Origin of the sequence: Rhizobacter sp. (assembly GCA_019635355.1) — a bacterium.
In the GTDB taxonomy this organism is placed as follows: Bacteria; Pseudomonadota; Gammaproteobacteria; order Burkholderiales; family Burkholderiaceae_C; genus Rhizobacter.
Window position 1 is genome coordinate 614,638 of the sequence record JAHBZQ010000001.1, and the last position, 19,624, is coordinate 634,261.

16 protein-coding genes are annotated in these 19,624 nt (G+C 69.3%); 8 read left to right on the top strand and 8 right to left on the bottom strand.

The annotated features are described in order from the left end of the window. Nucleotides 1-62: 62 nt before the first annotated feature. Nucleotides 63-1,052, bottom strand: coding sequence for a tripartite tricarboxylate transporter substrate binding protein (locus tag KF892_02730; protein ID MBX3623901.1), 990 nt, complete (start codon nucleotides 1,050-1,052; stop codon nucleotides 63-65). Nucleotides 1,053-1,227: 175 nt separating this feature from the next. On the opposite strand from KF892_02730, the gene KF892_02735 reads away from it, so the two are divergent. Genes KF892_02735 through KF892_02750 form a run of 4 tightly spaced genes read left to right on the top strand, consistent with a single transcriptional unit; the run spans nucleotide 1,228 to nucleotide 6,703 of the window. Continuing rightward, nucleotides 1,228-2,376: an acyl-CoA/acyl-ACP dehydrogenase gene (locus KF892_02735; protein ID MBX3623902.1), complete on the top strand. Its 1,149-nt coding sequence runs from the start codon at nucleotides 1,228-1,230 to the stop codon at nucleotides 2,374-2,376. Nucleotides 2,377-2,396: 20 nt separating this feature from the next. After that, nucleotides 2,397-4,535 carry an acetate--CoA ligase family protein gene (locus tag KF892_02740; GenBank protein ID MBX3623903.1) on the top strand — a complete coding sequence of 713 codons (2,139 nt, stop codon included), beginning with the start codon at nucleotides 2,397-2,399 and terminating at the stop codon, nucleotides 4,533-4,535. Continuing rightward, a complete protein-coding gene (locus KF892_02745; GenBank protein ID MBX3623904.1) occupies nucleotides 4,532-5,626 on the top strand; it encodes a CoA transferase in 1,095 nt (364 codons plus the stop codon). The genes KF892_02740 and KF892_02745 overlap by 4 nt, the downstream gene beginning before the upstream one ends. A gap of 27 nt (nucleotides 5,627-5,653) precedes the next feature. Further along, complete coding sequence (locus tag KF892_02750; GenBank protein ID MBX3623905.1) at nucleotides 5,654-6,703, top strand: methyltransferase domain-containing protein; 1,050 nt, start codon at nucleotides 5,654-5,656, stop codon at nucleotides 6,701-6,703. A gap of 76 nt (nucleotides 6,704-6,779) precedes the next feature. Here the strand turns inward: KF892_02750 and KF892_02755 are convergent, their stop codons facing one another. Continuing rightward, entirely contained in the window at nucleotides 6,780-6,920 is a 141-nt protein-coding gene (locus KF892_02755; GenBank protein MBX3623906.1) for a hypothetical protein, read from the bottom strand. On the opposite strand from KF892_02755, the gene KF892_02760 reads away from it, so the two are divergent. Continuing rightward, the gene (locus KF892_02760) at nucleotides 6,919-7,407 is read left to right on the top strand and encodes a superoxide dismutase family protein (protein ID MBX3623907.1); all 489 of its coding nucleotides are present in this window, start codon (nucleotides 6,919-6,921) and stop codon (nucleotides 7,405-7,407) included. The two genes, KF892_02755 and KF892_02760, sit on opposite strands and share 2 nt — an antisense overlap. Nucleotides 7,408-7,435: 28 nt before the next feature. Then, complete coding sequence (locus KF892_02765) at nucleotides 7,436-7,762, top strand: plasmid stabilization protein (protein MBX3623908.1); 327 nt, start codon at nucleotides 7,436-7,438, stop codon at nucleotides 7,760-7,762. 67 nt (nucleotides 7,763-7,829) lie between these two features. Here KF892_02765 and KF892_02770 read toward each other — a convergent pair whose 3' ends face one another. Beyond that, the gene (locus KF892_02770) at nucleotides 7,830-8,201 is read right to left on the bottom strand and encodes a four-helix bundle copper-binding protein (protein ID MBX3623909.1); all 372 of its coding nucleotides are present in this window, start codon (nucleotides 8,199-8,201) and stop codon (nucleotides 7,830-7,832) included. A gap of 209 nt (nucleotides 8,202-8,410) precedes the next feature. On the opposite strand from KF892_02770, the gene KF892_02775 reads away from it, so the two are divergent. Next, nucleotides 8,411-9,145 carry an alpha/beta hydrolase gene (locus tag KF892_02775; GenBank protein MBX3623910.1) on the top strand — a complete coding sequence of 245 codons (735 nt, stop codon included), beginning with the start codon at nucleotides 8,411-8,413 and terminating at the stop codon, nucleotides 9,143-9,145. Between the two features lie 112 nt (nucleotides 9,146-9,257). Here KF892_02775 and KF892_02780 read toward each other — a convergent pair whose 3' ends face one another. The 5 genes from KF892_02780 to rpoN form a co-directional block, all read right to left on the bottom strand. Beyond that, the gene (locus KF892_02780; GenBank protein MBX3623911.1) at nucleotides 9,258-10,373 is read right to left on the bottom strand and encodes a hybrid sensor histidine kinase/response regulator; all 1,116 of its coding nucleotides are present in this window, start codon (nucleotides 10,371-10,373) and stop codon (nucleotides 9,258-9,260) included. Beyond that, nucleotides 10,370-10,951: a chemotaxis protein CheB gene (locus KF892_02785; GenBank protein ID MBX3623912.1), complete on the bottom strand. Its 582-nt coding sequence runs from the start codon at nucleotides 10,949-10,951 to the stop codon at nucleotides 10,370-10,372. The genes KF892_02780 and KF892_02785 overlap by 4 nt, the downstream gene beginning before the upstream one ends. Continuing rightward, complete coding sequence (locus KF892_02790) at nucleotides 10,948-11,778, bottom strand: protein-glutamate O-methyltransferase CheR (GenBank protein MBX3623913.1); 831 nt, start codon at nucleotides 11,776-11,778, stop codon at nucleotides 10,948-10,950. The genes KF892_02785 and KF892_02790 overlap by 4 nt, the downstream gene beginning before the upstream one ends. Before the next feature lie 21 nt (nucleotides 11,779-11,799). Then, nucleotides 11,800-15,258, bottom strand: coding sequence for a response regulator (locus KF892_02795; protein MBX3623914.1), 3,459 nt, complete (start codon nucleotides 15,256-15,258; stop codon nucleotides 11,800-11,802). A 230-nt stretch (nucleotides 15,259-15,488) separates the two neighbouring features. Further along, entirely contained in the window at nucleotides 15,489-16,943 is a 1,455-nt protein-coding gene (gene rpoN / locus KF892_02800) for an RNA polymerase factor sigma-54 (protein MBX3623915.1), read from the bottom strand. A gap of 218 nt (nucleotides 16,944-17,161) precedes the next feature. Between rpoN and KF892_02805 the strand changes: the two genes are divergently transcribed. Then, nucleotides 17,162-19,624, top strand: a complete 2,463-nt coding sequence (locus KF892_02805) for a response regulator (protein MBX3623916.1) — start codon at nucleotides 17,162-17,164, stop codon at nucleotides 19,622-19,624.

Here is a 19,624-nt window from a genome sequence, read left to right on the forward strand (position 1 = left end):
GGCGATGAGCGGCAGCGAGAGGCGGTGGGCGAAGGGCAGGCGCGACGCGGGGGCGGTCACGGTCAATTGAGCGTGGCCCCCGAGACCTTCACCACCTCTGCCCACTTGTTGATCTCATCGCCGATGAAGGCCTTGAACTTCTTTTCGTCGTAGTCGACGAGTGGCTGGCTGCCGATCTCTTCGAAGGGCGCCACCACCGCCTTGTCGGTGAGTGCGGTGTGCATCGCGGCCGAGAGTTTCTTCACCACCGCGGGGGGTGTGCCGGCCGGCACCACGATGCCCGACCAGCTGCTCGACTCCAGCCCCGGGAAGCCCGCTTCTGCGATGGTGGGCACATCGGGCAGCGCGGGCAGCCGCTTGCTGCCCATCACCGCGAGCGCACGCAGTTTGCCGGCCTTGATGTGCGGCAGCAGCGTGACCGTGTAGTCGTACATCAGGTCGAGCCGGCCGCCGAGCAGGTCTTGCAGCGCGGGCGTGCTGCCCTTGTAGGGCACGTGCGTCATCTTGCTGCCGGTCTTGGCCTGCACCATCTCGCTCGTGAGGTGCGTGCCGGTGCCCGGCCCGGCCGATCCGTAGTTGAGCACCCCGGGGTTGGCCTTCGCGAAGGCGATCAGCTCCTGCATGCTCTTGTAGGGCCGCGAGGCTTCGACCACCAGCACGGTGGGCGACATGAACATGCCGTGTACCGGCACGAAGTCGCGCAGCGGCTGGTACTTGAGGTTCTTGTAGAGCGCGAGGTTCGCAGCCATCGTGCCCGAGGTGGCGTAGAGCACGGTGTAGCCATCGGCCGGTGCACCGGCCACCTGCTCGGTGGCGAGCGAGCCGCCCACGCCGGGCCGGTTCTCCACCACGAAGGCCTGGCCCAGCACCTCGCCCATCTTCTTGGAGATCGCACGCGAGGTGGTGTCGGTCACACCGCCCGGGGTGAACGGCACGACCCAGGTGATCGGCTTGGCGGGGTAGGTCTGTGCACGCGCGGGCAGTTCGGTGAGCAGCAGTGCCGCCACCGCGATGAGCAGCACACGCAAGTTCGGGATACGCAAGGTCGTCATCGCATTTCCTTTCGTCGTCTCGGGCCGTTCTACGCAGCGCACCGCACCGCTGGTGAGAAAAGATACTTGCAGACTAACAAGTGAATTCGCTACCGTGCATGCACGTTTGCCCCACGTGCCGTTCTGCTCGTCGAACGACACCATCTGGTGAACCCACACCACGACATGCAGGACGATGAGCATCGATCTGAACGCCGATCAAGTCACGCTGCGCGACAGCATCCGGCGCTTCATGAAGGCCGAGGTCGTGCCCTTGATCACGAAGCACGAGGCCGAGCGCAGTTTTCCCTTCGAGTTGTTGCCGCGGCTGGCCGAGTTCGGCTATCTCGGTGGCACGCTGTCGGAAGACGACGGCGGCATGGGGATCGACTACCCCACCTGGGCCATGATGATGGAAGAGGCCGGCTACCACTGGCTCTCGTTGCGCACCATCTGCAACATCACCAACGGCTCGATCAACCGCATCGCCACGCATGGCACGCCCGAGCAGAAAGAGCGCTTCCTCAAGCCCGCACTGCGTGGGGAGCTGAAGGTCTGCACCGGCCTCACCGAGCCCGACACCGGCTCCAACATCGCCGGCATCCAGACCCGCGCCGAGTTGAAGGGCGACCACTGGGTCATCAACGGCCGCAAGATGTGGATCACCAACGGCGCCTTCGCCGACGTGGCGATGATCGTCGCGCGCACCTACAGCCCCACCTGCGATGGGGCCTTGTCGGCCTTCATCGTCGAGCGCGCGAAGAGCCCGTATGACGTGCGCCGGCTCGACACCATGGTGCTGCGCTGCACCGGCACCGCCGAGCTCGGTTTCAACGACGTGAAGATCCCGAAGGAGAACCTCGTCGGCCAGGAAGGCCAGGCGCTGAAGGGCACGCTCAAGGGCCTGGACGCCGCGCGCCTCAACATCGCGATGGGCGCCGTGGGCGCCGCGCAGGCCGCGCTCGACCTGTCGATCGACTACGTGAAGCAGCGCAAGCAGTTCGGCCGCCTGATCGGCAGCTACCAGCTGGTGCAGAAGCACATCGTCGACATGACGGTGCGTGTGGAAGCCGCGCGCGCGCTCGGCTACCGCGCTGCGCACGCATTGCAGCGCGGGCAGGATGTGCGCCAGGCCTGCTCGATCGCCAAGCTCTACGCCACCGAGTCGGCGCACGAGGTGGCGAGCATGGCGCTGCAGGTGCACGGTGGCAGTGGCTACTCGACCGACCTGCCCATCGAGCGCATCTTCCGCGACACCCGCGGCGGGATGATCCCCGAGGGCACCACCGAGATCCAGACGCTCATCATCGGCCGCGAGATCCTGGGCATCAACGCCATCTCCTGATCCAGTTTTCAGCAGTTCCCATGCACGACACGCTCCCTGATCTTTCTCTTCTGTGCTCTCCGCGCTCCGTTGCCCTCGTGGGCGCTTCCGACGACCCCGGCAGCATCGGCGGCCGCGCGCTCATCAACCTGCTCAAGCACTCCGACTTCAAGGGCGAGGTGATGCTCGTCAACCCGAAGCGGGAGACGGTCGCCGGCATGCGCTGCTGGCCCGACATCGCCTCGCTGCCCAGCACGCCCGACCTGGTGCTGATCTCGGTGCCCGCCGTGCATGTGAACCCGGCGCTGCGCCAAGCCGCCGCGCGCGGCGTGCCCTTCGCCATCGTCTACACCTCGGGCTTCGGCGAAGCCGGCCCGGCCGGCAAGGCGCTCGAAGACGAGATGCGCGGCATCGTCGCGACGAGCAAGCTGCGCGTCTACGGCCCCAACTGCCCGGGCCTGTGCAACATCAACGAGCGCCTCGGTTTCACCTTCTCGCCCTCGTTCCAGCACGACCTGCGCCGCGGCCCCATCGGCCTGGCCACGCAGGGCGGCGGCCTCGGCCGCAACGTGCTGCAGGCGATGGACCGCGGCCTGGGCATTGGCCTCTGGTGCTCGTCGGGCAACGAGGTCGACCTGCAGGTGAGCGACTTCATCGCGCACATGGCCGATGCCGAGGGCATCGAGGTCATCGTGACGCTGATCGAAGGCATCAAGGACGGCCGCAAGTTCGTGCGTGCCGTGCAGCGCGCCGCGGCCAACGGCAAGCCGGTGATCGCGCTCAAGGTCGGCCGCTCGGCCTACGGGCAAAAGGCCGCGATGTCGCACACCGGCTCGCTCACCGGCTCGGCCGAGGTCAACAGCGCGCTCTTCCGGCAGCTCGGTGTGATCGAGGTCGACGACATCGACGAACTCGCCGACACCGCCGCGCTCATCGCGCGCACCCAACCCCCCAAGACCGCGCGCGACATCGCCATCTACTGCTCATCGGGCGGCGCCTCCGCCCTCACGGCCGACATGGTGGGCCAAGCCAACCTGAAGCTCGCTCAGTTCGCGCCATCGACCACCCAGGTGCTCGCCGACAGCCTGCCGTCATACGCCGCCATCGGCAACCCGGTCGACACCACCACGGCGGTCATCACCGACCCGCAGCTCATCGACAAGACGCTGCTCGCCGTGTGCGAAGACCCGGGCGTGTCGCTGGTGCTCTTCCCGGTGACCATCGACTATGGCGACGTGACCATCAAGGTCGCCGAGAGCGCGGTGCGGGTGCAGCGGCAGACGGCGGTGCCCATCGTGCCGGTGTGGATGAGCAGCCGTCGCGGCGACGCGGTCGAGGTGTATGCCGAGGCCGGCATGGTGCCGGTGGGTTCGGTCGGCAAGGCGGTGAAAGCGGTGAAGCGCTGGCTCGAGTGGGCCGAGTGGGCGGCAAAGCAGACACCGGGCGCCGCGCCGTTCGAGCCCTTGCTGCTGCGCATGCCGGACGTGCCACCGCAGGGCGAATCCCGCACGCTCAACGAGCACGATGCCAAGGCCTTGCTGCGCGCGGCGGGCATCGCCATGCCGGCGTCGGGTGTGGCCCGCAGTGCCGACGAGGCGGTGCAACTTGCCCAACGCATCGGCTACCCGGTCGTCGCCAAGGTCCTGAGCGCGGCCATCGTGCACAAGACCGAGGTGGGCGGCGTGATGCTTGGCATCGCCGACGACGACGCCTTGCGCGAAGCCTGGCAGCGCATCCACGGCAACGCGGCCCAGCACCGCCCCGACGCGAAGATCGACGGCCTGCTCATCGAAGCGATGGCCCCGGCGGGTGGCGTGGAAACGCTCGTCGGCGTGAGCCGCGACCCGGTGCTCGGCACGGTGCTGACCTTCGGCCTCGGCGGCGTGCACGTGGAGCTGTTCCGTGACGTCGCGCGCCGGGTGCTGCCGCTGTCGCGCCGCGAAGCCGAGGCGATGGTGCGCGAGATCCGCGCCTTCCCCTTGCTCGACGGCCTGCGCGGCCGGCCCAAGGCCGACGTGCCGGCCTTGATCGACCTGTTGCTCAAGGTGTCCGACTTCGTTGCCGCTCACGCCGCGCAGATCGACGAGATGGACCTGAATCCGGTGTGGGTGGGCCCGCTGGGGCAGGGCGCGCGGGCGCTCGATGCGGTGATCGTCGGCCGCCTCGAGGCGCCACGATGAGCGCCGCGTGGTTGCCCCGGGCCACGCAGGGTGGCCCGCTCGCAGGCGTGCGCGTGCTCGACTTCAGCGAGCTGCTGCCCGGCCCGTTTCTCACGCAGAGCATGGTGGAACTCGGTGCCGACGTCTTGAAGGCCGAGCGCCCGCCGCACGGCGATGCGGCGCGGCGCATGGCCCCCGCGCTCTTCGACGCGGTGAACCGCGGCAAGCGCTGCTTCACCGCCGATTTGAAAGACGACACCCAGCGCGCCGCGGTGCTGGCCCTGGCCGACGAGGCCGACGTGCTGGTCGAGGCCTACCGCCCCGGCGTGCTCGACCGGCTCGGCCTCGGCTACGACACGCTTGCCGCGCGCAACCCGAGGCTCGTCTATGTCTCGCTCACCGGCTACGGTGCCAGCGGCCCCCGCGCGCAGTGGCCGGGCCATGACATCAACTACCTGGCCGCCAGTGGCTCGCTGGCCCTGACCAGCGGCAGCGGCACGCCCGCCTTCGCGGTGCCGGTGGCTGATCTCGGCGGCGCGGTCTATGCGCTGGCGGCCGTCAACGCGGCGCTCTTCCAGCGCGAGCGCAGCGGGCGCGGTCAGCGGCTCGACGTCTCGCTCGCCGACTGCATGCTGCACTGGATGAACACGCGGCTCGTGGCCTTCCGCCACAACGGCGCCACCGATCTCGCGGCGCAGCGCCGCACGGTGAGCGCGCGGCCGGGCTACGGCGTGTTCACCTGTGCCGAGGGCGAGCCGCTGAGCGTGGCCGCGCTGGAAGACCATTTCTGGAAGGCGCTCGTGCAGGCGTTGGGGCTCGAGGCCTGGGAGGGCGACGCGTTTGCGACCTACGCGAAGCGCATGCCGCATGCGCAGGAGATCAACCGCGACATCGGCCTTGCTCTGGGCGGCATGCCTCGGGCGCAGGCCGTGTCATTGCTGGCCGAGGCCGACGTGCCGGTCTTCGAAGTGCTGAGCCCGAGCGAGCTGCCCGACGGCGAGCAGTTCAGCGCCCGCGGCCTCTACACGCCCACCGACAGTGGCGCGCTGTGCCGCTTCCCGGTGCGCATGGAGGGCGTGGGCGACCCACCCACGCACACGCAGACCGCCTGATCGGCGTGGCCGAGATAATCGCCCGCCATGTCGCACCCCCCAGACTCCGCTGCGTTCGAGCAGGCCAAGGCCGCGTTCTTCGAGGGCCTCGCCCACCTGCAGGCGGGCCGCCTGGCCGAGGCCGAGCGTGCGTTCGAGACCTCGCTGCGCCACGTGCCGGGCCGGGTGTCGACGCTCGTGAACCTCGCCGCGACGCGCGTGGCGCTCGACCGGCCCGCCGAGGCCATCGCCACCGCCGACGAGGTGCTGGCCCTCGAGCCCGACAATGCCGACGCGCTGCTGCACCGCCGCTCGGCGCTCGGCAAGCTGGTGGAAGAGGCCGACCTGCTGCGTGACAGCGGCCAGCTCGAAGCCGCACGCCTGCGCTACCGCGAGGCGCTCGCGCTCGGCGCCGACCCGCAGCTCATGGCCTACTGCCTCGCAAGCCTCGGCGATGCCACCGCACCGCCCAGCTCGCCCGTGGCCTACGTGCAGGCCTTGTTCGACGACTACGCGGCCGACTTCGACCATCACCTTGTCGACGTGCTGCGCTACCGCGTGCCCGAAGGGCTGGCCGCGCCGCTCGCGCAGCTGCACCCCGCGCCCTTTCGCTCGGCACTCGATCTCGGCTGCGGCACCGGCCTCTGTGGCCCGCTGGTGCGCCCGCTGGTGCAGCGCCTGAGCGGCATCGACCTCTCGCCGCGCATCCTTGAGCAGGCGCGGGCACGCGGTGTGTACGACGCGCTGCACCTGGGCGAGATCGTCGAGCACCTGGCCCGCACTGACGAGCAGCACGACCTCGTGCTCGCGGCCGACGTGTTCATCTACCTCGGCGACCTGGCGCCGGTGTTCGCTGCGCTCGAGCGGGTGATGCCGGCGGGCGGCGTGTTCTGCTTCTCCGCCGAAACCTCGGGCGCGCCCGAAGAGGTGGGCTTCAGCCTGCAGCCCAGCCTGCGCTACGCCCACCACGAAGGCCACCTGCTCGGGCTCGCCGAGCGCCACGGCTTCGCGCCGCTGCGCGTCTCGCGCGAGACGGTGCGCGAAGAGCAGCGCGAGCCCATCGAAGGCCTGCTGGTGCACCTGCAGCGCCGCGGCTGAACTCCGCACGCCGGCCGACGCCGCGTTCCGGTGTCGTCCTACAGCGCGTGCGTGGCACGCGCGCGACCATCGCCCATCACCTCCATCGAAGTGCGAAGGTCGCCATGTCATCGCTGTCACCTTGTTCGATCCGCTCGACCCGCCTTTGGGCACCTGTCGCGTTGGTGGCGCTGGCCGGCTGCGCCAGCCAGCCCCAGCCGCCGAGCGCCATCGTCATGCTGAACCCCACCGCCGGCCAGAAGGCCAACGGCGTAGTGCGCATGGCGCAGGAGGGCGATCGCGTGGTGGTGCGGGCTCGTGTCTCGGGGCTGGCCCCCAACCGCGAGCACGGCTTCCACGTGCACGAGAAGGGCGACTGCTCGGCCCCCGATGCGAGCAGCGCCGGCGAGCACCTCAACCCGCAAGGCAAGCCGCACGGCGCGCCGCATGCCGATCACCATGCCGGCGACCTGCCGTCGCTGAAGGCCGATGCAGCCGGCGTGGCGGCCACGAGCTTCGAGGTGAAGGGCACGCTGCTCGGGGCGGGCGCGGCTGACCTGATGGGCAAAGCGCTCGTCGTGCACGCCGACCCCGACGACTACATGACCCAGCCTTCGGGCAACAGCGGCAAGCGCATCGCCTGCGGCGTGATCGCCTCGCCGGTGAAGCCGGGCGGCATCGGCGGCAACGCCGAAGGCAGCAAGACCATCCCGAAGCAGATGTGATCCACACACCACCGCAGAGGAGCACGCCATGCCCGAGAACCGTTGGAGCGACAAGCGCGAGCGCCAATACCAGCACATCAAGGACGGCCTCAAATCGAGCGGCAAGAGTGAGAAGCTGGCCGAAGAGATCGCGGCCCGCACCGTCAACAAGGAGCGCGCCCGCCACGGCGAAGCAAAAGAGGTGAGCCGCAGCTCGATCGACGACGTGTCGTCGGGCCACCGCGGCGGCAAACGCTCGCACAGCGGTGCCGGCGGGCGCACCTACGACCAGCTCTACAACGAGGCCAAGCGCCGCGGCATCAAGGGCCGGTCGAGCATGACCAAGGCGCAGCTTGAAAAGGCCGTGGGCCGCTGAACCGGCGCCGGCCGCACTTTGCGGCCGTGTGCAAAGTTTGCGGCAGCTCAGGGCGCCGTCGGAAAGTTCAGTGGTGCGAGTGCGTGCCGGCGGCCGTCTCGGGCCGGGCGGGGCGCTGGGCCATCGCGGCACATTCGCGTGCGCAGGCGCGGCAGGCGTCGGCGCAGGCCTGGCAGTGGTCCATCGCGTGCTGGTCGCATTCCTTCGCGCATTCGAGGCAGACCATCGCGCAGAAGGCGCAGGCGGCGCTGTCGAGTGCACTGCCGCGTGCCATGTAGCCGGCCGCGAGGCGGCACGCCTGTGCGCAGTCGATGTCGAGCGCGACGCAGCGCGCCATCAGCTTGGGTTGTGGCTCCTGCAGGCAGGCAATGGCGCAGCGGTCACAGGCGTCTGCGCAGGCGTTGCAGGCCTCGATGCAGCTCTGGTGGGAAGTGGCCATGTCGGGACTCCTTCAAACGTGGGGGGAGTCCTCGGCGGGCAAGGTGCATTCCCCGTGAGTGCGGGTGGAAGACGGGCCTCGGGTCAGGAAGACTGCGTAGGCGAATTCGCACATGCGAATGGTGTGGGCCACCGATGGGCGAGAAGCGCGGTCTCGCTCACCATTCGCTGCAACACCGACCGCAGTCTCTCTCTCGAAAGGAACGACACATGAACAAGATGATGGTTGCCCCCCAGGTGGTTGCCCCGTCGTTGGCCTTGCTGGGTGTGGAGCCGTTTCGAGCGGTGATCGAATACGCCGGCATGCACATGATGGACCGCGAAGCCCTGCCCGAGGGCGACGGCCACCCGGTCATCATCTTCCCCGGCCTGGCGGCCGACAAACGCTCGCTGGTGCCGCTGCGCAACTGCTGTGAAGCGCTGGGTTATGCGGTCTACGACTGGGAGCAGGGCTTCAACACCGGCCCCAAGGGCGACATCGACGAATGGCTGCACAACCTCGCCACGCACGTGCGCGGCGTGGCCACGATGCACAACCGCAAGGTGAGCCTCATCGGCTGGAGCCTGGGCGGCATCTATGCCCGCGAGATCGCCAAGCTGCAGTCGCCGCTGGTGCGGCAAGTGATCACGCTGGGCACGCCCTTCCTGTCGCGCGGCAGCGAGACGAACGTGGGCTGGCTCTATCGCCTGGTGAACGGCAGTGCGCCGCTGGTGGACGACAAGCTCGCGGCGCGCCTGCGCGAGACGCCGCCGGTGCCCACGACCTCCATCTACTCGCGCACCGATGGCGTGGTGGCCTGGGAGACCTGCCTGCTCGACGGCGACTGCGACGAGGGTGAGAACGTGGAGGTGGAGGGCAGCCACATGGGCCTGCCCTGGAACCCGCAGGTGCTGCGGATCGTGGCCGGCCGGCTCGCGCGCAGCGAGGTCGGTGTGTCCGATTGAGGTAAGCGACCCTCACCTCCCGTTCGGGCTGAGCTTGTCGAAGCCAGCGTGTGGCACCGGCCCTTCGACAAGCTCAGGGCGAACGGAAACGCGGACCGACGTTACAACGACATCACCCCCGCGGCAGGCTCACGTCGAAGCGCGTGGGCAGCCCCGGCGCCGACGACACCTGGATCGTCCCCCCGTGCGCCTGCACGACCTGCTGCACGATGTAGAGCCCCAGGCCCAGCCCTTCGGTGCGGGCACTCTGCCGCTGCCCGCGCCGGAAGGGGTCGAAGATCGACGGCAGCAGCTCCGCGGGGATGTGCCCCTCGTTGAGCACCGACATCACCACCCGGTCGGCATGGCGGCCGTCGAGCTTCACGGTCACCGTGTCGCCGGTGCCGTGGCGCAATGCATTGCCGATGAGGTTGGACGCCACCTGCACGAGGCGGTCGCCGTCCCACGAACCGTGCAGGTCGCCTTCGGTGTCGACCTTCACATGGTGGTCGGGTGAGAGCACCAGGCGTTCCTGCACCACCCCTTGCACCACCGAGGCCAGGTCGACCGGCGCGCGGGTGATCGGGATGCCGTGGCCTTGCCGCACGCGGGTCACGTCGAGCAGGTCTTCGATCATGCGGCCCATCCACTTGGCGCTGCGGGCGATGCGCTCGCCGATCTTCTGTGCGTCGTCGTCGTCGCGCTTCTCGAGGATCTTGGCCGAGAGCTGGATGGCCGAGAGCGGCCCGCGCAGGTCGTGGCTGAGCACGGCGGTGAACATCTCCTGGATGCGCAGCGAGTTGGTGCGCTCCTGCAGCTCCCACGCCAGCTGCTGCTTCTGGCGCCACAGCTGGAAGAAGACCTCGGCCTTGCTCTTGAGGATGTGCGGCTCGATGGGCTTGAAGAGGAAATCGACCGCACCGCTTTCGTAGCCCCGGAACTGGCGGTGCCGGTCGTTGCTGCCGGCGGTGACGAAGATGATGGGCACGTCGCGCGTGCGCTGCACGCCGCGCATCATTTCGGCGAGCTGGAAGCCGTCCATCTCGGGCATCTGCACGTCGACAAGCGCGAGCGCAACGTCGTGCACGAGCAGGATCTCCAGCGCTTCGGTGCCCGAGCGGGCCTGCAGCAGCTCCACCTCGTCGTCGGCCAGCAGGGCCGAGAGGGCGTGCAGGTTTTCTGCCAGGTCGTCGACCAGCAGGCATTTCACCTTCGGGCGCGGCGCGGGGTGACGGTTGTCCAGGTTCATGTGCGGTGAGCGGCCAGGCCGCCGATCAATTGGGCGATGCCTGCCAACGGGAGCACGTGGTCCACCGGACTCGTTCGCAACGCAGATTCGGGCATGTAGGGGGAAAGGGCTTCCTGCGGCTCCTGCACGACGGTCGTGCCGCCGGCGCGGTGCACGGCGGCCAGGCCCGCGGCGCCGTCCTGGCTGGCGCCGGTGAGCACGACGGCGAGCAGGTGCTCGGCGTAGACGTCGGCTGCGGTCTCGAAGAGCACGTCGATCGACGGGCGCGAGTAGTGCACCGGCTCGTCGACCGAGAGCGCGAAGCTCGGGCCCCGGTCGACGAGCAGGTGGTAGTCGGCCGGGGCGAAGTACACGTTGCCGGGCTCGATGGGCGCCTTGTCTTGCGCCTCCTGCACGGGCAGGGCGCATTGCCGCGAGAAGATCTCGACCAGCAGGCTGGGCTTCTCGCGTGGCAGGTGCAGCACCACGATCACCGGCACGGGCAGGGTGGGTGGCAGAGCGGGCAGCATCACTGCAAGGGCATCGACCCCACCGGCCGAGCCACCGATCACGACCGCCTCGATGCCTGCGGCGCTCATGCCTCGCTCCTGCGCTGGAAGATCCGCTCCTGCGGCACGAAGTCGTCGAAGGCGTCGCGGTGCACCGAGAAGCGCAGCGACTCCTTGCTGCCGATGCCGAGGAAGCCCTTGCGGCACAGCGCCTCGCTGAAGAGGCCGATCGCCCGGTCCTGCAGCTGGCGGTCGAAATAGATGAGCACGTTGCGGCACGAAACCAGGTGCACTTCGGCGAACACGCTGTCGGTGGCGAGGCTGTGGTCCGAGAAGACCATCTGCTTGCGCAGGGTCTTGTCGAACACGGCGCGCCCATAGGCCGCGGTGTAGTGGTCCGACAGCGACGAGCGGCCACCGCTCTTCTGGTGGTTCTGCGTGTAGAGCGCGATCTGCTCCAGCGGGTAGACGCCGGCCTCGGCACGCTTGAGCGCGTCGGTGTTGATGTCGGTCGCGTAGATCAGCGTGCGCTCGAGCAGGCCCTCTTCGCGCAGCAGGATGGCCAGCGAATACGCCTCCTCGCCGGCGCTGCAGCCGGCCACCCAGACCTTGAGCGAGGGGTAGGTGCGCAAGAGCGGCACCACCTCGTCGCGCAGCGCCTTGTAGTAGCCCGGGTCGCGGAACATCTCGCTCACCTGCACGGTGAGGTAGTCGAGCAGGGCCGGGAAGATGCTCGGGTCGTGCAGCAGCTTGTCTTGCAGCTGCGAGAGGGTGTTGCAGCCGAAGCGCGTCATCGCGCTGGCCATGCGGCGCTTGAGCGAGGCGAGCGCGTAGCCGCGGAAGTCGTAGTGGTACTTGTGGAAGATCGCGTCGATGAGCAGGCGAAGCTCGATGTCCTGGTCCCGGGTGGTGGGCATGGGCGGGGTGCTCGGTTGGCGTCACTTGGGCATCCACACGCGCACGAGCGACAGGAGCTTCTCCACGTCGAGCGGCTTGGCGATGTAGTCGTTGGCGCCGGCGGCGAGGCAGCGCTCCTGGTCGTCGCGCATGGCCTTGGCGGTGAGCGCAATGATGGGCAGGCGCTTCCAGGCGGCGTCTTTCCGGATCTCGCGCATGGCGGTGAGGCCATCCATCTCCGGCATCATGATGTCCATCAGCACGAGGTCGATCGGCTCCTGCTTCGGGTCGCGGCTCTGGGCCAGCACGTCGAGCGCTTCGCGGCCGTTGCGGGCCAGCACGATGCTCGCGCCGCGCGGCTCGAGCACGCTCGTGAGCGCGAAGACGTTGCGCACGTCATCTTCCACCACCAGGATGCGCCGGCCTTCGAGCGTGCTGTCGCGGTCGCGCACGTTGCGCAGCATCTGCTGCATCTCGGCGGGCAGGGCCGACTCCACCTGGTGCAGGAAGAGCGTCACTTCGTCGAGCAGGCGCTCGGGCGAGCGGGCGTCCTTGATGATGATCGAGCGCGAGAAGCGGCGCAGCTGCTGCTCTTCGTCGGTGCTGAGTGAGCGGCCGGTGTAGACGATCACCGGCGGGAAGGCGCTCTCGTCCTGCTCGGCCATGCGCTCCAGCAGCGTGTAGCCCGAGAGGTCGGGCAGGTTGAGGTCCATCACCATGCAGTCGAAGGTCGTGCCCTTGAGCGCCTCGAGCGCTTGCGCGCCGCTTTCCACCGAGGTGATCTGCACGCCTTCCACGTTGCGCAGCAGGTGCTCGATGCTCTCGCGCTGGCGGGCGTCGTCTTCCACCACCAGCACGCGGCGGATGCCCTGCGAGAACTTCGCCTCCAGCCGCTGCAGCGCCTCGATGATCTGCGAGCGCTTCACCGGCTTCAGGTCGTAGCCGAGCGCACCGCGCTCCAGGGCTTCGTGCGTGTAGTCGGCCACCGACAGGATGTGCACCGGGATGTGCCGCGTCTGCGCGCTGTGCTTCAGCTGGTCGAGCACGCCCAGGCCCGAGTGGTCGGGCAGGTTCATGTCGAGAAGGATGGCGCGCGGCCGGTACATCGCCGCCGCGGCGAGGCCATCGCTCGCGGTGTGCGTGATGACGCACTGGAAGCTCATCTCGCGCGCGAGGTCGCGCAGGATCAGCGCGAAGCGCGGGTCGTCTTCGATCACGAGCACGGTGCGCGAGTTGACGGTGAGCGCGGCGCGGTCGTCTTCGATCTGCGGCGCGGCCGGGGCGCGAGGCGCGGCGTGCGAGACGTACTGCGGCGGCGTCTCGGCCACGGGCGCCGGCGCCGGTGGGCGGGGCGCCATCGGCAGGCCGTTCGAGCGTGCGTCGGGCAGGTGCAGGGTGAAGACGCTGCCGCGCCCCGGCGTGCTCTGCACGGTGATGTCGCCGCCGAGCAGGCGCGCGAGGTCGCGGGAGATGGAGAGCCCGAGGCCGGTGCCGCCGTACTTGCGGTGCGTGCTGCCGTCGGCCTGGCGGAAGGCTTCGAAGATCAGCTCCTGCTGGCTCTCGGCGATGCCGATGCCAGTGTCGTGCACCGCGAAGGCCACGCCGCCCGCTTCGCGCGAGACGCGCAGCGAGACTTCGCCGCTCTCGGTGAACTTGAGCGCGTTGGAGAGCAGGTTCTTCAGGATCTGGCCGAGGCGCTGCCCGTCGGTCTTCAGGTGCGAGGGCACGTCGTCGCCGATGCCGAACGAGAGCGCCAGCCCCTTCTGCTGTGCCTGCGGCTCCAGTGTCTTGACGAGCCCCTCGACTGCGGCGGCGAGCGGGATGTTCTCGAGATGCACCTCCACCTTGCCCGCTTCGATCTTCGAGAGGTCGAGGATGTCGTTGATGAGCGTGAGCAGGTCGTTGCCGGCGCCCGAGATGGTCTGCGCGTACTTGACCTGCTCTTCGCTCAGGTTGCCGTGCGGGTTGTCGGCGAGCAGCTTGGCGAGGATGAGCGTCGAGTTGAGCGGTGTGCGCAGCTCGTGGCTCATGTTGGCGAGGAACTCGGTCTTGTAGCGGCTGGCCCGTTCCAGCTCATCGGCGCGTTGCTGCAGCGCGGCCTGCGCCTGTGCCAGCTCGTCCTTCTGGTTCTCGAGCAGGGTGGCCTGGGCCGAGAGCTGCGAGTTGGTCTGCTCCAGCTCCGTCTGCTGCACTTCCATCTGAGCCTGCGAGGCCTTGAGGGCACGCTCCTGCTCTTCGAGTTCTTCGTTGCTGACGCGCAGCTCTTCCTGCTGCGCCTGCAACTCCTCGGCCTGGCGCTGGGTCTCTTCCAGCAGCTCTTCGAGCTGCGAGCGGTCGCGCGAGGCGCGCACGGCGATGGCGAGCTGCTCCGAGGCCTCGGCGAGCAGCCGGCGCTGCGGCTCCGACACCGGCTGCAGGAAACCGAGCTCGATCACCGCCTGCACCCGGCCGTAGATCACCGCGGGGGCGATCAGCAGCTCGCGCGGCGAAGCGTTGCCGAGGCTGGAGCTCACCCGCAGGTAGCCCTCGGGCACGTCGGTGAGGTGCATCAGGCGCTTGTCTTTCGCGGCCTGGCCGAGCAGCCCGTCGCCGGGTTGCAGGGTCTCGGGGCGTTCGCCCGGGTCGACGGCATAGGTGGCTACGCGTTGCAGCCGGCCGTCGGGCTCGACGGTGTAGACGGCGCCCACCTTCGCACCGAGATAGCTGGCGAGGAAACCCAGCACGTTGTGGCCCAGCACGTCGAGACGCTGGTCGCCCTGCAGCGTGCCGGCGAGCGACGCCTCGCCCGCGCTCAGCCACAGCTGCCCTTCGCGGGTCAGGTGTTCGCGCGAGGAGCGATAGGCCGAATACAGGATGAGCGACAGCAGCACCGCCGCCGCCGCCCAGGTGACGATGTTGGAGTATTCGACGGCCGTCTGCCAGCGCTCCTGCTGCGTGGCGAGGTGGTTGCGCTCCTCCTGCTCGATGTCGTTGACCACGGTGCGGATGCGGTCCATCGTCGAACGCCCGCGGTCGGAGCGCACGGTTGCGATCGCGGCTTCGCGGTCACCGTTGCGGGTGGTGACGATGGTCTGTTCCATCTCGGCCAGCTTGTCGGCGACCAGGCGTTCCAGTGTGTCGGTGCGCTGCAGCTGGGCGGGGTCGCGCTCCATCAGCTTGCGCAGCGCCTGCAGCCGTGCCGACACGGCCGTCTTGCCTTCGGTGTGGGGCGCGAGGTAGATCTCCTGGCCGGTGAGAAGGAAGCCACGCTGGCCGGTCTCGGCGTCTTTCATGCTGCTCAACACCGTCTGCAGCTGCTCGATGACCTGGTTGGTGCGGGCGATGCCTTCGGCGGCCTTGCCGCGTGTTTCCATCACCTGCTGCCAGACGATGGTGATGAGCACCACCGCCAGCGCCTTCACGATGTAGAGCAGCAGCGTGCCCGGCGGCAGCGGCAGCTTGAGCCCCGGCCGCCACCCGGCTGGCGAAGACGATGGGTCGCGGGGGGCTGGGCTCGTCATCGGGGTCGCGCTCATGGGTGTCTTGTGCTTTTGTGGCTTGGCGGGGTGGAACGCCCGGGCGGCGATGATGCCACCGCCTCCGTGAACGTTCCGGTGTGAGGTTTCACAGGAAGAGATCTCTGAAGTGGATGGCACGCTCGGCGGTGAGCGGGGCGCCGTGGATGAGCGATTCGACCGGAGCAGGCGGCGTGCCGCGGGTTCAGTCCGCGCGGCGCCGTTTTTCCAGGCGCTCAGGTCCCGTTGCGCCGCCGCTCCACCGGCTCGACCCGCAGCAGGTGGCGGTACTTCGTGACCGTGCGCCGCGCCACCACGAAGCCCTGCTGCGCGAGCTGGCGCGTGATCTCCGCGTCCGACAGCGGGTTGTCGGGCTTCTCGTTCTCGATCATGTCCTTGATGAGCCCGCGGATGGCGGTGCCCGAGAAGGCGGTGCCGCTCGTGGCCGTCATCGCACGCGAGAAGAAGTATTTGAGCTCGAAGACACCGCTCGGCGTGGCCATGTACTTGTTGTTGGTGACGCGCGAGACGGTGCTCTCGTGCACGCCCACCTCTTCGGCGATCTCCTTCAGGCCCATCGGCTTCATCGCCAGCGGCCCGTAGTCGAAGAAGTGGTGCTGGCGCTTCACGATGGCTTGCGCGACGCCGAGAATGGTGGCGAAGCGCTGCTCCACGTTGCGCAGCGTCCAGCGGGCCTCGCGCAACTGCGAGGCGAGCTCGGGGTGCTGCGCCTGCTGGTGGCGCTGGAACATCTCGGCGTACACGCGGTGCAGCCGCACCTTGGGCACGATGGCCGGGTTGAGCGAGACCGTCCAGGTGTTGCGCACCTTCTTCACGATCACGTCGGGCGTGATGTAGCGGATGTCGGCCGAGCCAAAGCGCCAGCCCGGGCGCGGGTCGAGGCGGCGGATGCGCGCGCAGGCGGCGGCCACCTCGTCGACCGGGCGGCCCACCTGCTTGGCGAGCGTGGCGGCGTCCTTGTGGGCGAGGCTTTCGAGCTTTTCCGACACCAGCAGGCGCACGAGTTCACGCTCGCGGGGGTCTTCGATCCCGTCGAGCTGCAGCAGCAGGCACTCGACCACGCTGCGCGCGCCCACGCCGGCAGGCTCCAGCGACTGCACGCGCTTGAGCGCGATCTGCAGCTCGGGCAGCGTGACGGCCGGGTCGAGTTCGATCACCGGGATCAGCTCGGAGAGGTCGTCCATGCGCAGGTAGCCGTCGTCGTCGAGCGACTCGACGATGGCCTCGGCCAGCAGCATGTCGCGCGGCGGGATCGGCAGCACGTGCAGCTGGCGCAACAGGTATTCGCTGAGCGAGGTCTCGGCGGCCACGCGGTTCATCGGCGAGGCGTCGAGGTCGTCGCTGCGCGGGGTGTCAGAAGGGCCGGCGGTCTGCCAGCTGTCGGGCCCATCGCCGCTGTAGCCGTCGTCGGCCTCGGCCATCGTCACGGCCGGTGCTTCCAGCGCATCGGCGTGCGTGGCCTCGGGCATCGGCAGGTCGGGCGCGGCAGCGGCAGCTTCGTCGGGCGCTTCGTCGTCCACCGTGTCGAGGAAGGGGTTGCTGTCGACGGCGGCCTGCACTTCATGTGCGAAATCGAGCGACGACAACTGGAGCAGGCGCACCGCTTGCTGCAAACGCGGCGAAAGCCCTTGCTGCTGGCGTTGCTCGGTATGCAAGTACATCGAGGTCATTGAAAGCCGTGTGAGAGAGCCAAAGATGGGCATGCCTCAATGCAACGACCGTGCCTTGGCGGCAGCGGGCTGCGCGTGAGGGGCGTCAGGCCCCGTGATGGCTCGCGCTGCGGCGTTGGCAGCGCTCCGTGCCTGCGGTCGCGCAGCCGGAAGAGTTTTCCGGTCACCGGCAGCTTTTGCGGCAAACGGCGTGCCGCTGCCTGCCAGGACGACGGCGCATGAAGGTCTCGCTGCGCACCGCCTTCGTGGCCATGCTGCTCGTGGCCACGGTGCCCGTGGCCTTGCTCATGTCGCACCTCTTGCTCGAGAAGATGCGCAGCGAGCAGCAGCGCCTGCGCACGGACCTCGACCGCGAGGCGCAGGTGCTGGCCGAGGCCGTCGAGAACGAGATGCAGGCCACGATCGAGGCGCTGCGCATCGTGGCGCTTTCCGAATCGCTGCGGCATGGCGACGTGCGCGAGTTCGAGCGCTCGATTGCCGGCCGCGGGCCGCTGCGCAGCGGGTGGAAGGGCAGCTTCCTCACCGACACGCGTGGCCTCGTCATCTTCGACACCACGGGCGCTGCGCGGCGCGGCACGCTGCCGCCGGTGCCCGGCTTCCGCCAGATGCTGTGGGACGAGAAGCCGCTGGTCAGCAACCTCCTCCAGCACCCGCCGAGCGGGCAGGCCGCGACCGTGATCGCGATCCCCGTGGTGATCGACGGCAACCTGCGCTTCGGTCTCGGCGTGTGGGTGCCGTGGGCCAGCTGGCAGGTGCTCGTGAAACGCTCGGCGCCGAGCGAGGGCTACAGCGTGCTCTTCGACCGCGCGCGACGTGTCGTCGCACGCTCCACCGACCCGCAGCGCGTGGGCGAGCTGCTGCCCGAGACGGCAGTGCCGGGCGTGTCGACCGACGGCGCGACCCGCAGCGTGCCGCTGTCCGGCTGGGGCGTGCGCCGCGATGTGGCCACCGCGCCAGTGGCGGCGGGTCAGCTGCGCTCCATCGGCCTTGCCTGGGCCACGGCCGCGGCCTGTCTGCTGCTGGGCGTGACGATGGCGCTGCTGCTCGCGCGGCGCATCCGCCGCCCGCTGGAGGCGCTGGCGCGCGATGGTGGCGCGGCGCGGCTGGGCGCGGTGCACGTGCGCGAGATCGCGGCGCTGCGCGATGCCTTGCAGGCCTCGCACGAGCGCGACCAGGCCGCGCGCGATGTGCTGCGCCGCAAGGCTGACGAATTCGAGACGCTCTTCAACAGCTCACCCATCGGCCTCGCCTTCGCGCAAGACCGCGATTGCGAGAACGTGCTGCGCAACGCGACGATGGTGCAGCTGTTCGGCCGGCGGGGCGGTGACGTGGAGCCGAGCGTCTTCCATGAGGGGCGGCCGGTGCCGCCGCACCAGATGCCGCTGTGCGTGGCGGCGCGCACCGGGCAGGCGGTGGCGGTGATGGAGCTGGAGGTTCGTGCACCGAACCGGCCGGTGGTGCACGCCATCGCCAACGCCGTGCCGCTGCGCGATGCGCAGGGGCGCCCACGCGGCGCCATCGCGGCCATGGTCGACATCACCGCGCGCAAGGAGGTCGAGGCGCAGCTCGTGGAAGCGCACGAGCAGCTGAAGGCGGCGAGCCAGTCGAAGGACGAATTCCTCGCCATGCTCGGCCACGAGCTGCGCAACCCGCTGAACGCGATCTCCACCGCGGTGGAGGTGCTGCACCACGGCGAGATGCCCGACCCGAAGGCGCGCAGCGCGCGCGGGATCATCCGGCGCCAGACGCTGCACCTCTCGCACATGATCGGCGACCTGCTCGACATGACACGCATCCTCTCGGGCAAGGAGCGGCTGGCGTGCGAGCCGATGGATCTCGCGCTGCTCGTGCGGCGCACGCTCGACATGCTCACGATCACCGGCGACACCTCGCGCCACCCCATCGAGCGCCAGCTCGACGAAGCGTGGGTGATGGCCGACGCGTCGCGCCTGGAGCAGGTGGTGACCAACCTCGTGGGCAATGCGATCAAGTACACGCCGGTCGGGCGGCGCATCGGCGTCGAGGTGCGCGCGCAAGATGACGAGGTGGTGCTCGGCGTGGTCGACGAAGGCGACGGCATCGCGCCCGAGCTGCTGCCGCGGGTGTTCGACCTCTTCGTGCAGGGCGAGCGTGCGCTCGACCGCCGCGCGGGCGGCCTGGGCATCGGGCTCTCTCTCGTGAAGCGCCTGGTGGAGCTGCACGGCGGCACGGTGAGCGCCACCAGCTCGCCCGGGGGCTCGCGCTTCGAGGTGCGCCTGCCGCGGGTGGAGGCGGTGCAGGTGGCGCCTCCGCTTGCAGAGGGCGGGGCGCGCCCCGGCCTGAGCGTGCTGGTGGTCGAAGACAACCCCGATTCGCTGCAATCGATGTGCGACCTGCTGCGGCTCGACGGCCACCGGGTGAGCGGCGAAAACAGCGGCACCACCGGCCTCGAGACGCTGCTCGCCGAATGGCCCGACGTGGCCATCGTCGACATCGGCCTGCCCGGCCTCAATGGCTTCGAGCTGGCGCTCGCCGCACGGTCGCGCGGCTATGCGGGGCGAATGATCGCGGTCTCAGGTTACGGGCAGCACGACGACGTGTTGCGTGCGATGAAGTCGGGCTTCGACCTGCATGCCGTGAAGCCGGTGGATGCGCAGCAATTGCGGCGCTGGTTGCGCGACGGGGCGCACATGGCCGCTTGA

Coding starts and splice junctions, on each gene's coding strand:
- KF892_02775 (MBX3623910.1), top strand. CDS start 8,411: ATGAACAAGATGATGGTTGCCCCCCAGGTGGTTGCCCCGTCGTTGGCC.
- rpoN (MBX3623915.1), bottom strand. CDS start 16,943: ATGACCTCGATGTACTTGCATACCGAGCAACGCCAGCAGCAAGGGCTT.
- KF892_02735 (MBX3623902.1), top strand. CDS start 1,228: ATGAGCATCGATCTGAACGCCGATCAAGTCACGCTGCGCGACAGCATC.
- KF892_02760 (MBX3623907.1), top strand. CDS start 6,919: ATGCTGAACCCCACCGCCGGCCAGAAGGCCAACGGCGTAGTGCGCATG.
- KF892_02745 (MBX3623904.1), top strand. CDS start 4,532: ATGAGCGCCGCGTGGTTGCCCCGGGCCACGCAGGGTGGCCCGCTCGCA.
- KF892_02790 (MBX3623913.1), bottom strand. CDS start 11,778: ATGCCCACCACCCGGGACCAGGACATCGAGCTTCGCCTGCTCATCGAC.
- KF892_02750 (MBX3623905.1), top strand. CDS start 5,654: ATGTCGCACCCCCCAGACTCCGCTGCGTTCGAGCAGGCCAAGGCCGCG.
- KF892_02730 (MBX3623901.1), bottom strand. CDS start 1,052: ATGACGACCTTGCGTATCCCGAACTTGCGTGTGCTGCTCATCGCGGTG.
- KF892_02740 (MBX3623903.1), top strand. CDS start 2,397: ATGCACGACACGCTCCCTGATCTTTCTCTTCTGTGCTCTCCGCGCTCC.
- KF892_02780 (MBX3623911.1), bottom strand. CDS start 10,373: ATGAACCTGGACAACCGTCACCCCGCGCCGCGCCCGAAGGTGAAATGC.
- KF892_02770 (MBX3623909.1), bottom strand. CDS start 8,201: ATGGCCACTTCCCACCAGAGCTGCATCGAGGCCTGCAACGCCTGCGCA.
- KF892_02755 (MBX3623906.1), bottom strand. CDS start 6,920: ATGACGATGGCGCTCGGCGGCTGGGGCTGGCTGGCGCAGCCGGCCAGC.
- KF892_02785 (MBX3623912.1), bottom strand. CDS start 10,951: ATGAGCGCCGCAGGCATCGAGGCGGTCGTGATCGGTGGCTCGGCCGGT.
- KF892_02805 (MBX3623916.1), top strand. CDS start 17,162: ATGAAGGTCTCGCTGCGCACCGCCTTCGTGGCCATGCTGCTCGTGGCC.
- KF892_02795 (MBX3623914.1), bottom strand. CDS start 15,258: ATGACGAGCCCAGCCCCCCGCGACCCATCGTCTTCGCCAGCCGGGTGG.
- KF892_02765 (MBX3623908.1), top strand. CDS start 7,436: ATGCCCGAGAACCGTTGGAGCGACAAGCGCGAGCGCCAATACCAGCAC.